General features: G+C 40.2%; 15 protein-coding genes. 9 read left to right on the forward strand and 6 right to left on the reverse strand.

Annotated elements, in window-relative coordinates; translation table 11 throughout:
• The first annotated feature begins 42 nt into the window (after positions 1–42).
• The 8 genes from rimP to LBYS_RS07920 all read left to right on the forward strand — a co-directional run bounded on the left by rimP (position 43) and on the right by LBYS_RS07920 (position 9,188).
• Positions 43–498, forward strand: coding sequence for a ribosome maturation factor RimP (rimP, locus tag LBYS_RS07885; protein WP_013408340.1), 456 nt, complete (start codon positions 43–45; stop codon positions 496–498).
• Positions 499–512: 14 nt separating this feature from the next.
• Entirely contained in the window at positions 513–1,757 is a 1,245-nt protein-coding gene (gene nusA / locus LBYS_RS07890; RefSeq protein WP_013408341.1) for a transcription termination factor NusA, read from the forward strand.
• Positions 1,758–1,814: 57 nt separating this feature from the next.
• On the forward strand, positions 1,815–4,682 hold the full coding sequence (gene infB, locus LBYS_RS07895) for a translation initiation factor IF-2 (protein WP_013408342.1): 2,868 nt from the start codon (positions 1,815–1,817) through the stop codon (positions 4,680–4,682).
• Positions 4,683–4,811: 129 nt separating this feature from the next.
• Positions 4,812–5,438: an O-methyltransferase gene (locus tag LBYS_RS07900; RefSeq protein ID WP_013408343.1), complete on the forward strand. Its 627-nt coding sequence runs from the start codon at positions 4,812–4,814 to the stop codon at positions 5,436–5,438.
• Positions 5,439–5,441: 3 nt separating this feature from the next.
• Positions 5,442–7,727: a LysM peptidoglycan-binding domain-containing protein gene (locus LBYS_RS07905; protein WP_013408344.1), complete on the forward strand. Its 2,286-nt coding sequence runs from the start codon at positions 5,442–5,444 to the stop codon at positions 7,725–7,727.
• On the forward strand, positions 7,724–8,287 hold the full coding sequence (locus tag LBYS_RS07910) for a DUF3109 family protein (protein ID WP_013408345.1): 564 nt from the start codon (positions 7,724–7,726) through the stop codon (positions 8,285–8,287). The genes LBYS_RS07905 and LBYS_RS07910 overlap by 4 nt, the downstream gene beginning before the upstream one ends.
• Complete coding sequence (locus LBYS_RS07915) at positions 8,274–8,588, forward strand: MGMT family protein (RefSeq protein ID WP_013408346.1); 315 nt, start codon at positions 8,274–8,276, stop codon at positions 8,586–8,588. The genes LBYS_RS07910 and LBYS_RS07915 overlap by 14 nt, the downstream gene beginning before the upstream one ends.
• Positions 8,589–8,717: 129 nt before the next feature.
• The gene (locus LBYS_RS07920; protein ID WP_013408347.1) at positions 8,718–9,188 is read left to right on the forward strand and encodes an Lrp/AsnC family transcriptional regulator; all 471 of its coding nucleotides are present in this window, start codon (positions 8,718–8,720) and stop codon (positions 9,186–9,188) included.
• A gap of 12 nt (positions 9,189–9,200) precedes the next feature.
• Here LBYS_RS07920 and LBYS_RS07925 read toward each other — a convergent pair whose 3' ends face one another.
• Positions 9,201–10,412 (reverse strand): tetratricopeptide repeat protein, encoded by a 1,212-nt coding sequence (locus tag LBYS_RS07925; RefSeq protein WP_013408348.1) that lies wholly within the window; start codon positions 10,410–10,412, stop codon positions 9,201–9,203.
• A gap of 98 nt (positions 10,413–10,510) precedes the next feature.
• Here LBYS_RS07925 and hpt point away from each other — a divergent pair, with 98 nt between their 5' ends.
• Entirely contained in the window at positions 10,511–11,044 is a 534-nt protein-coding gene (hpt, locus tag LBYS_RS07930) for a hypoxanthine phosphoribosyltransferase (protein ID WP_013408349.1), read from the forward strand.
• Here the strand turns inward: hpt and LBYS_RS07935 are convergent.
• From LBYS_RS07935 to LBYS_RS07955, 5 genes are read right to left on the reverse strand one after another with little or no spacing between them, the layout of a single operon-like run.
• Positions 11,024–11,950, reverse strand: coding sequence for an ABC transporter ATP-binding protein (locus LBYS_RS07935; RefSeq protein WP_013408350.1), 927 nt, complete (start codon positions 11,948–11,950; stop codon positions 11,024–11,026). The two genes, hpt and LBYS_RS07935, sit on opposite strands and share 21 nt — an antisense overlap.
• A 25-nt stretch (positions 11,951–11,975) precedes the next feature.
• A complete protein-coding gene (locus LBYS_RS07940) occupies positions 11,976–12,722 on the reverse strand; it encodes a zinc ribbon domain-containing protein (RefSeq protein ID WP_013408351.1) in 747 nt (248 codons plus the stop codon).
• A gap of 13 nt (positions 12,723–12,735) precedes the next feature.
• Positions 12,736–13,833, reverse strand: a complete 1,098-nt coding sequence (locus LBYS_RS07945; RefSeq protein ID WP_013408352.1) for a Nif3-like dinuclear metal center hexameric protein — start codon at positions 13,831–13,833, stop codon at positions 12,736–12,738.
• Complete coding sequence (locus LBYS_RS07950) at positions 13,830–14,309, reverse strand: DUF456 domain-containing protein (protein WP_013408353.1); 480 nt, start codon at positions 14,307–14,309, stop codon at positions 13,830–13,832. Before LBYS_RS07950 ends, LBYS_RS07945 begins: the two co-directional genes overlap by 4 nt.
• Positions 14,309–15,514, reverse strand: coding sequence for a pyridoxal phosphate-dependent aminotransferase (locus LBYS_RS07955; RefSeq protein WP_013408354.1), 1,206 nt, complete (start codon positions 15,512–15,514; stop codon positions 14,309–14,311). The genes LBYS_RS07950 and LBYS_RS07955 overlap by 1 nt, the downstream gene beginning before the upstream one ends.
• Between the last annotated feature and the right edge of the window lie 5 nt (positions 15,515–15,519).

Genomic DNA, 15,519 nt, shown 5'->3' on the forward strand with positions numbered 1-15,519 from the left:
AGAAGTGTGGAGGGGGTGGAAACCTCCTTTTTTGATTAATACATGTCACTGAAAGATACAGTCATAAAATTAGTTGAGGATTTGATCCGTGATACGGACTACTATGTAGTGGAAATTGCGGTCTCAGATTCTAAGATCAGAAGGAAGGTAAGTATCTTCCTAGACTCTGACGCGGGCATTACCATTGATCAATGCACGGAGGTATCCAGGAAGCTGGGCTTACAATTGGAAGAGGTCATAGATGAGGCATTTACCTTAGAAGTATCTTCTCCGGGGGCAGATAGTCCTTTAAAGTTTGAGCGTCAATATGTGAAAAACATAGGTCGTTCTTTGAAGATTCTGAAAGTAGATGGATCAGAAATCAAAGGAAAATTAGTTTCCGTGGAAAACGGAAGCATTACTATAGAAACAGAAGCAAAGAAAAAAGTAAAATCAGAAACGGTGGCGCTGAGCTTAGATGAAATCAAGGAGGCCAAGGTCATCATTTCATTCAAATAAAACGAAATACACGTATGTCAAGTGGAGATTTAATTGAATCGTTTGCCGAGTTTGCGCGAGAAAAGAACATCGACCGTCCCACGATGATTGCCATCCTTGAGGATGTGCTCAGAACGATGATCCGTAAAGCTTACGGGGAGGATCATAACTTTGATATTATCCTTAACCCTGAAAGTGGTGATTTGGAGATGTGGAGAAAGAGGGAGATTGTAGACGATAACTCGGAAGACATCTGGGATCATGATAAGATTCCTTTGTCTGAAGCGAAGAAGATCGAGCCTGACTTTGAGATTGGAGAGGAAGTTGCTGAGCCTGTAAAAATTGAAGATTTCGGCCGTAGAATAGTACAGACTGCCCGTCAGACTTTGATCCAAAAGGTGAAGGATTTGGAGAAGGAGATGCTGTATGACCAGTACAAAGATCAGGTAGGTGAACTGGTTACCGTAGAAGTGTATCAGATCTTAAGTAGAGAGGTAATATGTATAGATGAGGAAGGAAATGAGTTATCTTTACCAAAAGGAGAGCAAATTCCGAAAGATAGATTCAAGAAAGGATCTAGCATACGTGCCATCATCCATAAGGTAGAAATCCATAATGGAAATCCGAAATTGACTTTATCCAGAACTTCTCCTGTATTCTTAGAAAGATTATTTGAATTAGAGATTCCGGAAATCCAGGATGGAATTATTTCTATAAGAAAAATTGTTAGAGAACCAGGGGAAAGAGCGAAAGTGGCTGTTGAGTCCTTTGATGATAGAATTGACCCGGTAGGAGCATGTGTGGGGATGAAAGGATCCCGTATCCACTCTATAGTTCGAGAATTGGAGAATGAGAACATTGACGTAATTCAGTGGACTGACAATATTAATCTATTGATATCCAGAGCGCTTAGTCCTGCCAAAATCAGCAATGTTAGATTTGATGAGAATGCTGAACGTGTGTCTGTGTTCTTGAAACCAGACCAAGTCTCTCTAGCCATTGGTAAAGGAGGGTTGAATATCAAATTAGCCAGCAAGCTGATAGGGTTAGAGATAGATGTATTCCGTGATATTGACGGTGTTGTGGAGGAGGAAGATGTAGACTTAATGGAGTTTACAGATGAAATTGAAGAATGGATTCTATTAGAATTCAGAAAAATCGGTCTAGATACAGCAAAATCTGTGTTGAATGTACCGAAAGAAGACCTGGTTAGAAGAACTCCTCTAGAGGAGGAAACCATTGAAGAGGTCTTCGATATACTGAAGAAAGAGTTTGAATAAGAGGTAACTAGTCCACACGCCCGACCTGTAACTTTTTAATATTTTTAAAACAATTATATGGCAGAAGAAAAAATGATGCGACTTAGCCAAGCAGCTAAAAAATTGAACGTTGGTATAGCCAAAGTAATTGAGATTTTAGGCTCAGCTGGGCATCGTATTGACAATAATCCTAACGCCAAATTAGCATATGACCAGTTGGAAATACTGGCCAAGGAACTGGATTCGCCGGACCTACTTGGTGGTGAAACCTCAGCTCCTGCAGCATCCACTGAGTCCCGTGATAAATCAGATTCTGAGATCTTATACTTCCGCGAGGAACCTAAGTCTGAGGAACCTGAAATCGTGAAGATTGAAACCACCATTCCAGGACCAAAGGTGTTAGGTAAGATAGATTTGAATGCTCGTGGAGAAGTTAAGATCCAACCCATTGCAGAGCCAGAACCGGAAGAGGAAAAAGCTCCTGAGCCGGTTGTTGAGAAGGTTCCAGAACCTGTAGTAGAAGAGAAGAAACCGGAGCCAGTTGTAGAAAAGGTTCCTGAACCTGTAGTGGAAGAAAAGAAACCAGAGCCGGAACCCGTTGTAGAAAAGGTTCCAGAACCTGTAGTGGAAGAAAAGAAACCGGAACCGGTAATAGAAAAGGCTCCAGAGCCAGTGGTGGTTAAAAAAGAGGAACCAGTGAAACCTGAAGAGACAGAAGTCATCAAGGCTCAAGGAGATAAACTTCAGGGCTTAGTGGTATTAGGTAAGATAGATCTTCCTGTGGAGAAAAAGCACAGCAAAGAAGACCTCAAACAGAAGAGAAAACGCAAACGTGTAATCGTGGGAGGAGAAAAAGTAGGTGATACTTCTTCGAAATCTAACTTTGACACCTTTAAACCTAGAACTGACGGTCCTAAAACCGACAAGCCGGCTCAAGGAAAAACCTTTGAGAACAAGCCTGCTTCAGGTAACAACAATAACAAGAAGGATAACAACAAGAAAGATAAGCGTGATCGTAGAGAGATCGTATCTGATAGTGATGTAAAAGATAGCATCAAGTCTACTCTATCCCGTATGCACAGCAAAGGCAATGACTTTGGTGCGAAATACAGAAAAGAAAAACGTAGACACAGAGCTGAAGCTCAAGATGCCAGAGATCAAAGAGAACTGGAAGAAAGCGGAATCTTAAAGGTTACCGAATTTATTTCAGCCGCAGAACTAGCGTCTTTGATGAACGTTTCTGTAAATGAAGTTATCGCGGCCTGTATGAGAATGGGGATCTTTGCCTCTATCAACCAGCGTTTGGATGCAGAAACCATACAGATTGTAGCCCTTGAGTTCAACTATGAAGTAGAATTCATTTCAGCAGAGGAGGAAGTAAACTTCGACATGGCTGAGGAAGTAGATGCAGAAGAGGATCTACAGACTCGTGCACCTATTGTAACCATCATGGGTCACGTTGACCACGGTAAAACATCCTTACTTGACTATATACGTAGAGCGAAAGTAGCCAGTGGTGAAGCAGGTGGTATCACTCAGCACATTGGTGCTTACTCTGTGAAAATCAAAGAAGGTCCAAACAAAGGTAAGTCTATCACCTTCTTGGATACACCTGGTCACGAAGCCTTTACCGCCATGCGTGCCCGTGGTGCTAAGATCACTGACGTGGTTATCATCGTTATCTCTGCTGATGATAGCGTGATGCCTCAAACGAGAGAAGCCATCAACCACGCACAGAACGCAGGAGTGCCTATCGTATTTGCATTGAACAAAATAGATAAGCCTAATGCTAATCCGGACAAAATCCGTGAAGACCTTGCTAAAGAAAACATCCTAGTGGAAAGCTGGGGCGGTAAATTCCAAGAGCAGGAAGTTTCTGCAAAATCAGGTATTGGTGTAGATGATCTACTTGACAAAGTATTACTAGAAGCTGAACTTCTTGAACTAAAAGCTAATCCAAATAGAAATGCTGTTGGTACTGTGATAGAAGCTTCTTTGGATAAAGGAAAGGGATATGTATCCACTATCTTAGTTGAAACGGGTACCTTGAAAGTAGGAGATATCGTACTAGCAGGTCAGTATTTTGGTAGAGTAAGAGCCATGATTAATGATCTAGGTACAAGGATCAAAGAAGCCGGACCTTCTATTCCGGTTCAGATCTTAGGTCTACCGGGTGCTCCACAAGCAGGTGATAAATTCAACGTGATGGAATCTGAAAGAGAGGCCAGAGAGATCGCTAACAAGCGTGAACAGTTGAACCGTGAGATGAGTATCCGTGCTAAGAAACATATTACCCTGGATGAGATAGGTAGAAGAAAGGCCATTGGAACCTTCAAGGAATTGAACATTATCATCAAAGGTGACGTGGACGGTTCTGTAGAGGCACTAGCTGACTCCCTATTGAAATTATCTACTGATGAGGTTCAGGTGAATATCATCCATAAAGGAGTAGGACAAATATCAGAATCTGATGTTACCTTAGCTTCTGCTGCAGATGCCATTGTGGTAGGTTTCCAAGTTCGTCCTTCTAATAATGCGAGAAAAATTGCTGAAAACGAGCAGATTGAAATCCGCTTGTACTCCATCATCTATGATGCCATTAATGAGATCAAAGATGCCATGGAAGGTCTATTAGCTCCTAAAGAAGAAGAGGTAGTAACAGGAAATATCGAGGTTCGTGAGATCTTCAAGATTAGTAAGGTGGGTACTATCGCGGGTAGTTATGTAACTGACGGTTATGTAAACAGAAAGAACAAGGTTAGAATTATCCGGGAAGGTATAGTTCTTCATGAAGGTGAGATTGCCCAATTGAAACGCTTCAAGGATGATGTTGCTGAAGTTCGTGCCGGTTACGAATGTGGTATCAGTATTCACAAATTTAATGATATCCAAATCGGTGATATCATTGAAAGCTTTGAAATTAGAGAACTTAAACGTTCCCTTTAATACGATAAATGTCCCCCAGCGGGACATTTATTTTTATTCATTCTTTTCAATTATATTTGAAACTTCTGAATATTTAATAACATATATAAATTATTGGATAGATTACCGTTTCCCACTTATATTTGAATTATGAATGTAGAGAACTACTGTCAAGAGCACAGCAGTGCGGAGCCGGAGATTTTGGCACAAATCAATAGGGATACACATGCTCACATGTTAAAACCCCGAATGCTGAGTGGCCATTATCAGGGAAGATTATTGAGCTTACTTTCTAAGATGCTGCAACCTAAAAATATCCTGGAAATAGGTACGTTTACGGGCTACTCTGCCTTATGTTTGGCGGAAGGTTTAACAGAGGGAGGAAAACTCTATACCATAGAGGCTGAAGAAGAATTTGAGGATAGAATCCGAAAGAATATTGAAGCTGCGGGTAAAACAGATCAAATCGAACTAATTATTGGTCAGGCCTTAGATGTAATTCCCCAATTACCTATTACTTTTGATATGGTTTTCATTGACGCAGATAAACTGAACTATATTAAGTATTATCAGGAAGTCATTGACAAAGTTAGAATCGGTGGAGTGATCCTGACAGATAACGTGCTCTGGTCAGGTAAAGTCATAGATGAATCCAAGAAAGACGCCACTACCGAATTACTCCGGGAATTCAATGCGTATGTTTCCCGGGATCCAAGAACAGAAAAAGTGCTTTTACCTGTAAGGGATGGATTATTCCTTACGCTTAAAATTAAGTAGAATATGAAAAAATGCGTGCTATCTCTAGTACTTACCTTTGCGTTTTGGATTAGCCAGGCGCAGAACCTACCTGAAATCCCATCCACTGTAGAGTTTGCTGATGTACATGTAGTATTAAGCTCTGAGGCCAGGCAAAAAGTTAGCTCAGAGGTACAAAGGCTACTTACGCCTTCTTCGTATCTGAATCAAAAATTAGAAAGAATGCAATTATTCTTTCCTATAATAGAGAGAATCCTTGAAGAAGAAAACGTACCCTCGGATTTAAAATATTTGGCAGTACTGGAAAGTGATCTTTACGCTGATGCCGTTTCACCCACCAAAGCTGTGGGATATTGGCAATTCAAAGATTTCACTGCGAAGGAAATGAATTTGACCATCTCAGATGTACAAGATGACAGAAAGAACTTGCATCTTTCTACACGTGCTGCTGCTCAATATCTAAAAAAGAACAATCAAATCTTCAAAAACTGGATATCCAGTACTTTGTCGTACACGATTGGTGCAGGTGGCGCAGCGAATCTGGTTCCCGTGGACTGGTCCTTCTCCTCCGAGATTAAATTAGATAAGAATCCACATCCATACCTGGTTAAAGCTATTGCGCACAAACTGGCATTTAATCATAAACTGACTCAAATCAGCCCTACCTCTAAGACCATAGTAGAATATCCAGGAAGAGGGAAAAAATGGTCGGAAATAGCTAGAGAACTGAACCAAAATGAGATTCAAATCAAGCAGGCGAATACTTGGTTTACTTCCCATACCTTACCTACTGACAAGGATTACATAGTACTTATTCGTACAGACAAAAGCAGTGCACCTCAGATCACAGAGAAGGCTAATGACCTAGCTAAATCTGAGGGAATCTCTCTGGGCTATCCTAAATTGAAACGCCAAACCACGGTAGTTACCTCCACTGACCAACCTGTTTTCTACGAAATCAATGGCAAAAAAGGTATCATGGCACAAACGGGTGATGAAGTGGCTACTTTAGCTAGAAAAGGCAAAGTAAGTATATATAAATTCTTATCACTGAATGATCTTACAGACAGAGACAGAATAAAAGACGGTACAGTATATTACCTTCAAAAGAAAAACAAAAAAGGTCCTATTCCCTATCACACCGTTACTGAAAAGCAGTCGCTATGGGATGTTTCCCACATGTATAATATCAGGCTCAAGCAACTGAAGAAATTCAACCGTATTGAGAAAGACGAGCCAATAGAATTAGGCAGAGTACTCTGGTTACAAAAGAAAAGACCAAAGAATACACCTATTCAGTACAACAAGACTCTAGTGGCACCACCTGAGGTATATACTACAGAACCTAAAGAGGTAGCGCTCGCCCCCGCAGTAGTTGAAAAACCTGCTGTGGAAGAAAAAACTATGTTTATTACCCATAGAGTGTTGGAAAACGAAACATTATTCTCTTTAGCGAAGAAGTATAGTACCACAGTAGAGCGTCTTAGAGAACTAAACAAACTAGGTCCTTTTGAAAACATCAAGTATAACCAAAGATTAATAGTTCCTTATACAGAAGAACCTCAAGACGACTGGGTGGAAGATGAAGAAACTCAACCTGTATTAATGCCTGCTAAAAAGGAGGTGGCTAAAGCTGAACCTTTAAAAGAAGAGCCAAAGAGAGAAGTTGAAACACCTAAGAAAGAAGAACCAAAAAGAATAGAAATTACTACTCCGGTTCTAGAAGAACCAGTGAATAGAACTGAATCTAAGCCGGCACCAAAAGTAGAGGTACCTGCAGAGGCTCCCGCAACAAGTTCAGTAGGCAGACATAAGGTGGCTAAAGGTGAAACCTTCTTTAGTATAGCAAGAAAATATAATACTACCGTTCAGGAAATTAGATCCCTGAATAACATGTCTGCATCTGAAACCTTAAAATTTGGAACCACCCTAAAAGTACCTGTATCCGGAGGGGAAGAAGAAGTAAGAAGTTCAGTAAGTACTGTAACAAAAACCCATACTGTGGCTAGAGGAGAAACCCTCTTTAGTATTTCGAAAAAATATGGAGTGAGTGTTAACGATATCAAGGAGTTAAACAACCTTGGGAATAGCGGTATTCAAGCAGGACAAAAGTTGAAGATATCAGGATCTGAAGAAAAACCAGCACCGAAGACAAGTACCTCTACTACAACTTACCATGTAGTCAAATCAGGGGAAACTTTATTCAGCATAGCCAATCGTTATGGTGTAACGGTAAACCAACTTAAGACCTGGAATAATATGAAATCCAATACCCTTGTAAAAGGAAAAAAACTGATAGTGAAGAAATGATACTGATAGATGAAACAGTAATCAGTGATGATATTGCACAAAAGTTCTTTGTCTGCAATCTCGAAAAATGCAAAGGGGCATGCTGTGTGGAAGGGGATTTAGGGGCTCCTTTAGAAGAATCTGAATTACCTGTTTTAGAGGAAATTTACGAAAAAGTAAAGCCCTATTTAAGTCCTGAAGGTATACAAGCCATAGAAGAGCAAGGCAAATACATTAAAGACTGGGAAGGCGACTATTCTACCACCACCATTAATGATAAAGAATGTGCTTATGCCATCTATGATGAAAATCAAATACTGAAATGTGGAATTGAGCAGGCTTATCTTGATGGAAAAATTGATTTTAAAAAGCCCATTTCCTGTCACCTCTACCCTATTCGCATCACCAAATATGACAACTTCCATGCCTTGAATTACGACAGGTGGAGTATTTGTTCTGATGCATGTACTTTTGGGGAGCAATTGGGCGTTGAAGTATACAAGTTCTTAAAAGAACCACTGATACGCGCATATGGAGTAGAATGGTACGAGCAACTCTGTAAAGAGATTGAACAGCTTTGATGATATCTATGAAGTAGTAAAACTAATTCCTAAAGGAAGAGTTACTTCTTACGGAGCCATAGCCCGCTATTTAGGCACACATGCCAGAATAGTGGGCTGGGCCATGAACGCAGTTCCTAAAGGGCAAAATATACCTGCCCACAGGGTAGTAAACAGAAATGGAGTTTTGACAGGTAAGGCGCATTTCTCTCCACCTGAAAGCATGCAGGAATATCTAGAATCAGAGGGCCTTATTATTCAGGACAATCAAATCCAAGATTTCGCACAATTTTACTGGGAACCCGGCGAAGAACTACTCTAACTAAGTTTTGGAAAAGAAAATTTTATAAAATTTTTTATATCCTGAGCAAGATAAGAAAAAAATATTGTAAAATAGTTGTATCTTTGCACCAAATAATATTTTGATTTCTCATATACTTAATTCTATAGAATGGCATCAGCAAAACTTGATCAGATTGATCGGAAGTTACTGGAAATTCTGCAGAGCAATGGTAAGATTACTAATGCTCAGCTGTCCAAGGAGATTGGTCTGTCACCTGCTCCTACCTTAGAGCGTGTTAAAAAACTTGAAAACGCTGGAATTATAGAAAGTTATCACGCGCAACTAGACCGCCAGAAAGTGGGTCTGGGAGTAATGACTTTTGTACAAGTTACCCTTTCGGGACATAAAAAATCCATTACTGAAACCTTTGTGAAGGTAATTGAACGTGTACCAGAAATTATCGAGTGTCACCATGTAACAGGATCATGTGACTTTTTGTTGAAAGTTATAGCAAAGGACATTTCATCCTATCAAACGCTAATCATGGAAACCATTAATGAAATTGAAGTGGTGGCAAGTACTCAAACCATGGTCATTCTTTCAACCTTTAAAAGCAGTAAAGTTCTTCCAGTTCCCTGAGCCTCAGGGAACTTACTTTTTTTTCTTCAAACTTTTCGTTAACTTCTCTAATTCAGCTTTTGCCTCCTTATAGGTACTAGAATTCTTATCTGAGTTCTTCAAGGCCTCAGATAAATATCTTACCGCCGCTTGATAGCTCTTTTCCTCTATAGCTATTTTCCCTAGACTAAGGTTAGCGCTGGCATAATAACCCGTCTCCTTTGATCCGTTTTCCAAAGCATATTCAATGCTTTTTTCAAAGTACTGTTTTGCTAGTGTATTATCCCTGTATTTATTTAGATACAAATACCCCAAAATATACGCTCCATACCTCCCATCATTTGCTCCATAACCGTATCTCCTTTCTTCTACATTCCGAAGCAGTTCCCGGGCATAAACTTCCGCATCAGCTAATCTACCGAGAGCGAAGGAGTTTCTAGCTACAAATCTATGGAAAAAGGAATTGTTGGGATATAACTGGTGCATCTGCGCTGCCATCATCAAGGATTTACCGGATTGTTTCTCCATAGCGTAGATTTGGACTAAGAAATACCTTGCTTCCATTCTGGAATAAAAGGCATTATTTGCCACATACTCCAATTGCTTTATGCCTTGTTCTTTGGAGCCCTTTCTAAAGAAGGTCAATAATGGTCTTAGCGACTTATAATTCTCGTGTATCCACTTGGAATAGTAATTATACACACCATCACCAAAAAGCAGCTCAGGATTGATGTTTTCCTCTCCCCTGCTTTCGTCTAAGTACTTGATAGCTTTCTTCCCTGCCCAGGCAGATTTTACCCATTTTTCTCTTTCAGCAAATAGTCTACCTTTTACTGCATAAGCGGCGCAAAGGATAAATAAAACCTCTTTATTAGATTTATTACGCTTATGAATCTTTTCTGCCTTATTAATGGCCTCATCCATGTAGGCATGACAAATCTCATCATACTTTGTTTCCTTAGTATCTGGCACAATCCTCCACCATTCATTTAAGCCCAGAAGAAAGTCACCTATGGGATGTTCAGGGAATTCCACCTTTAACCACTTAAACTCTTTAGCCGCCTCATCAAAGCGGAAATTATACATGAGATTAAAGGCTTCAGTGGTAGAGATCTGGATTCCTCTATCCATTAAGAGCTTATTGGGATCCGGACCTTCATCACCCCTGATATAGGGTACAGACTGTGCTATACTAGAGCCTCCTAGCAGGCATAGAAAAATTAGCTTTTTCAAGTGATTATTCATTCTTTAACAAATTTATAAAGAAGGCTTAAATTAAGGACACTAAGGTTCTTCCTAACGGGAAAATATTGTTTAATTTTGTAGAAATTTTACTTTCCATAATGATTCAGGTTTTAGACCTCAAGTTTAAGGAATACATTACCGCAGAGCAGATCCAAGCCAGGGTGAGGGAGATTGCAGAGGAGCTGAACACCAAGTATTCCGGTAAAAACCCATTATTTCTGGGTATCCTAAACGGTTCTTTTATGTTTATTGCTGACATATTTAAGAACGTAAATATTCCCTGTGAAGTAAGTTTTCTTAAGATTAATTCTTATCAGGACACTTCATCTACTGAAAAGATCAAAGAGCTTATTGGCTTAAATCAATCTATTGAAGGAAGACACGTGATTATCCTGGAAGATATCGTTGACACTGGCCGGACTTTGGATTATATCCTTAGAACAGTACTAGCTCAGAAACCTGCTAGTGTAGAGGTAGCAACCTTATTGTATAAGCCCTCAGCTACAATTATTCCGGTCCCTATCCATTACGTGGGATTTGAAATTGAAAATCAATTTGTATTAGGATATGGACTAGACTATAACGGGTACGGCAGGAATTCCAATTCCATTTTAATCAAAGTAGATGAATGAACTTAAGGAGAAGGAAACTTCTCCTTCTTTTTTATCCCTACTCTTTCCAGCAAATCTCCTACCGTTCTCATCTTCCATCAAAACCTCATAATAACTCCCTTGGAAGACATTATTTAGCACCTTCCCTCTATACACACCCTCCTTATTAAAAATAACATCCTCACTTCTAAAATAGGCCTTATCGTCCATAGTGAAAATTTCACCCATTAACTCTGCAACGTATTTCGTTCTAGGGTGAAAATAGATATCTTCCGAAGTACCTCTTTGAATGATTTTACCTTTCTGGAATATCAACAATTCATCTGCCATTCCAAAGGCATCCAGAATATCATGTGTAACCATAGCACAAGCAATATTCTCCTCTTCCACAACCTTTTTTAGGCTCAGCATCACATCCTTCTTGTGCAGTCTATCCAAATTTGCCATAGGCTCATCTAAGAGTAGAACCAAAGGTTCATCCGCCAAAGCTCGCGCTATCATCACCCTCTGAATTTCCCCACCTGAAAGTTCACGAGGCAATTTATCCAATAGTGCTTTTAGATTAAGTTGTTTCGCTAAGATCCTCACTCGGGAATCTTGATATGCTTTCTCATAGTACCTTAATTCATAGGCGATGTTTTCCTTAATACTGATATTAGGAAACAGGGAATTCTGTTGGGTCACTAACTTAATTTGAGGATGCCCTGGTACGAGCTTCTTCGAGGGGGTGAGAATAGCTTCCCCCTGTAGCAAGATCTTGCCGGCCTCCGGCTCCTTTAACCCCGCTAACAGATGTAATAGAGTGGATTTTCCGGAACCGCTGTGACCTATTATGCCACAAATCTTCCCGGGAGATAATTTTAGATTTAGGGACTTAAGTTGGAATGAAGTCCCGTAAGAATAAGATAGTTTCTCTGCCTTTAACATAAAAAAAAAGAGGTCTGCTGACCTCTTATTTCTTTTTCCTGTGAACCTTAATCATATCTGCGTCAGCTAAGATTCTTCCGCAATGCTCACAGATAATAATCTTCTGCTTCTCCATGATGTCTGCCTGACGCTGAGGTGGCACTACGTTAAAGCAACCTCCACAAGCACCTCTGTCCACTGCTACTACGGCAAGACCGTTTTTCGCACCTGAACGAATTCTGTGATAGGCTTTTAATAAACGTTCATCTACCTTCTTCGCTTGTTTTTCAGACTGACGGATTAATTTATCTTCTTCTTCCTGGCTCTCACTCACCAGTTTTTCAAGTTCCGTTTTCTTTTGTTCCAAAATAGCTACGCGCTTAGCCTTAAGCTCATTTGTATGCTCAATGTCCGCACGCTTTTGCGCAATTTTAAATTCTGCTTCACGGATACGCTTGTCTGAAAGTTGAATTTCAAGCTCCTGAAGCTCAAGCTCTTTCGAAATGGCATCAAACTCACGGTTGTTACGCACGTTCATTTGCTGCTCTTTGTACTTAGCAATCAGCTTATCCGCGTCTTTTTTGTTCTGAATATGGTGCTCAATATCAGCATTGTAGCCCTCTATTTCAGCTTCGTATTTCTTGATGCGGGTTTCAAAGCCTATTACTTCGTCTTCCAAGTCTTTCACTTCTTCAGGAAGATCACCGCGAAGCTTTTTCAGCTGATCCAGACGAGAATCAATCTCCTGGAGTTCTAACAGGCTTACCAGTTTATCTGCTATTGTAATTTCCATATCGTATTACTTTTTAGAAATAATAGTTTATCGGATTAGTATCTACCTCCGATAAACAGGTTGCAAAATTAGTAATTTTTTTTGATATTACTTCGTACAGAAGATCTTTTGTAAACACTTCACTTTCAAAATGTCCAATATCAGCAATCATCACTCTCCCCTCAGCATCAAAAAACTCATGATACTTAAAATCTGCCGTCACAAAAGCATCAGCTCCCTGTGCCATAGCCGTCTTTAATAAGAAGCTTCCGCTTCCTCCACACACCGCAACTCTCTTGACCGACTTATTTACAGGAGTATATCGAACCACCTTCAAGTTCATTTTCTCTTTTAGGTAAGCTAAAAAATCTTCCGGATTCATCTCTGACTCCAGTTCACCAAAGGCACCGGAGCCCATTTCCTGATGAAGATTCTCCAAAGGTTCAAGATAATAGGCCACTTCTTCATAAGGGTGTGCCTCCTTCATAGCCCTCAACACCGCAGACTTCCTGTAAGCAGGTAAGATTACTTCTATCCTGTTTTCTTCTACTTGTTCTAATGCTCCAATATTCCCTATGGTAGGGTTCGCGGAAGTTCCCGGACGAAAACTACCCACTCCTCCAACCTGAAAACTACAATCTTTATATTCACCTATATTTCCGGCTCCTGCTTTATGCAATGCCCTGAGAACATCTGCAGAACTCCCTCCTTGCGGAACAAATACCGTTAAATGCAGCAATTGTCCTGATTTAGGGGCAAGAATTCTAACCTTCCTCAATCCTAACTTCTCCGCAATCTTATAGTTAACTCCCCCTTTTACATTATCCAAGTTAGTATGGATAGCATAGATAGCAACATCATTCTTTATGGCTAATAGCAAGGTACGTTCCACATAATTAGAGCCATTAATTCTTTTCAAGCCCCTAAATATCAATGGATGATGCGCTATTATAAGATTACAACCTTTATCTATGGCCTCTTGAACTACCTCTTCAGTGACATCTAAACTTATTAATACTCCTTTAACTTCTGTAGAAGGATGCCCTACCAGAAGTCCCGAGTTATCATAATCTTCCTGAACCGCTAAAGGGGCTAATTCTTCCAGATATTGGCTTAAGTCCTGTATTCTCATATATTATGAATAATTTCTATGATGGACCAAATTAACATAACCAAACAAAGTACCACTTTTACCACTATACCTGCCATTAATCCCATAAAACTACCAAATGCGGCACGAGCGGAGCGATTAGGATTCTTATCGTGTAAATATTCCCCTACAAATGCTCCCATAAATGGACCTATGATCCAACCTAATGGACCCAGTAAAAAACCACCTAACAGTCCAATACCCGCTCCATACATCCCCCATTTTGAGCCACCAAATCTTTTAGCACCCCAAATGGGAACGTAATAATCCAGAATGGCCACTACTACTGTCAATACACCAATAGAAACTAGTACAGAGGTTCCAAACTGAGCATAGCCCGAATATTCCAGAGCTAGCATGCCCACAAAACTGAGTGGAGGTCCAGGAATAGGAAGTATAGCCCCGGCCAATCCGGCGAATAAGGCTATACTTCCCAATATGAGCAAGATTAGCTCCATTACTTTCTTTTACTGTCTAAATACGCCCCAATTCTATCCGTGGCATCAGCTAAAACTTCAACATCAGGAAGGAATACGATGCGGAAGTGTGCATTATCTATAAAATTAAAACCACTACCGGCTATCACTAGCACTTTTTGCTCTGTCAATAGACCGTATGTAAATTCTACATCATCTTTGAAAGTAAATTGAGAAAGGTCAATTTTCGGGAAACAGTACAGTGAACCCTTAGGAGCCACGCAACTTAAACCTTCAATTTGAGAAACTTTCTCCTGAACCAATTTACTTTGCTCGTATAATCTTCCACCCGGCTGTATCATTCCTTTCACTACGCTGTCATCCTGTAAAGCCGCAGCAATAGTATACTGAGTGGGTACATTAGGACAAAGACGCATAGAGGCCAATAGGTTCATGCCCTCTAAGAAAGATTTTGATCTCTTGCCCGTAGGAATCATCCAGCCTCCCCTAAATCCGCAAGCAAAATAGTTCTTAGACAAACCTCCAAAAGTGATGCAGTGTACCTGGTCAGACAATGTAGCCACAGGAATATGCTGAAGTCCATCGTACAAGATTTTGTCATATATCTCATCAGAGAATAGTACAAGATTATACTTCTCCGCAAGATCTACTATCTTTTGAAGTATGTCCTTCTTATATACAGCTCCAGTGGGGTTATTAGGATTAATGATGACAATAGCTTTCGTCTTGGAGTTAATCTTCTTCTCCATATCTGCCACGTCAGGATTCCATTCATCTGCTTCATCACATACGTAATGTACGGCTTTACCTCCGCCGAAGCCCACCGCCGCAGTCCATAAAGGATAGTCTGGAGAAGGCACTAAAACCTCATCTCCCGGATTAAGCAAAGCTTGCATACACATGATGATCAGCTCGCTTACACCATTTCCTATAAATATTTCTTCTGACTTAATCCCTTGAAAACCTCTCGCCGTATAGTCTTTTGCTATAGCTTCTCTAACCTCCATTATTCCCAAATGATGAGAATAGCCCTCAGCATGATCTAATTGCTGGCGCATGGCTTCTTTCATGACTTGAGGCACCTCAAATCCAAATGGAGCCGGGTTTCCAATATTCAGTTTTAATATAGTGTGTCCCTCCTGTTCCATTTGCAAAGCCTTATCATAAATAGGGCCGCGTATAGCATAAGAAAGGTTATTTAGTCTTTCACTTTTTAAGATCTCCATGTTTG

The sequence above is a fragment of the Leadbetterella byssophila DSM 17132 genome (assembly GCF_000166395.1).
Lineage (GTDB): Bacteria > Bacteroidota > Bacteroidia > Cytophagales > Spirosomataceae > Leadbetterella > Leadbetterella byssophila.

Coding starts and splice junctions, on each gene's coding strand:
- rimP (WP_013408340.1), top strand. CDS start 43: ATGTCACTGAAAGATACAGTCATAAAATTAGTTGAGGATTTGATCCGT.
- nusA (WP_013408341.1), top strand. CDS start 513: ATGTCAAGTGGAGATTTAATTGAATCGTTTGCCGAGTTTGCGCGAGAA.
- infB (WP_013408342.1), top strand. CDS start 1,815: ATGGCAGAAGAAAAAATGATGCGACTTAGCCAAGCAGCTAAAAAATTG.
- LBYS_RS07900 (WP_013408343.1), top strand. CDS start 4,812: ATGAATGTAGAGAACTACTGTCAAGAGCACAGCAGTGCGGAGCCGGAG.
- LBYS_RS07905 (WP_013408344.1), top strand. CDS start 5,442: ATGAAAAAATGCGTGCTATCTCTAGTACTTACCTTTGCGTTTTGGATT.
- LBYS_RS07910 (WP_013408345.1), top strand. CDS start 7,724: ATGATACTGATAGATGAAACAGTAATCAGTGATGATATTGCACAAAAG.
- LBYS_RS07920 (WP_013408347.1), top strand. CDS start 8,718: ATGGCATCAGCAAAACTTGATCAGATTGATCGGAAGTTACTGGAAATT.
- LBYS_RS07925 (WP_013408348.1), bottom strand. CDS start 10,412: ATGAATAATCACTTGAAAAAGCTAATTTTTCTATGCCTGCTAGGAGGC.
- hpt (WP_013408349.1), top strand. CDS start 10,511: ATGATTCAGGTTTTAGACCTCAAGTTTAAGGAATACATTACCGCAGAG.
- LBYS_RS07935 (WP_013408350.1), bottom strand. CDS start 11,950: ATGTTAAAGGCAGAGAAACTATCTTATTCTTACGGGACTTCATTCCAA.
- LBYS_RS07940 (WP_013408351.1), bottom strand. CDS start 12,722: ATGGAAATTACAATAGCAGATAAACTGGTAAGCCTGTTAGAACTCCAG.
- LBYS_RS07945 (WP_013408352.1), bottom strand. CDS start 13,833: ATGAGAATACAGGACTTAAGCCAATATCTGGAAGAATTAGCCCCTTTA.
- LBYS_RS07950 (WP_013408353.1), bottom strand. CDS start 14,309: ATGGAGCTAATCTTGCTCATATTGGGAAGTATAGCCTTATTCGCCGGA.
- LBYS_RS07955 (WP_013408354.1), bottom strand. CDS start 15,514: ATGGAGATCTTAAAAAGTGAAAGACTAAATAACCTTTCTTATGCTATA.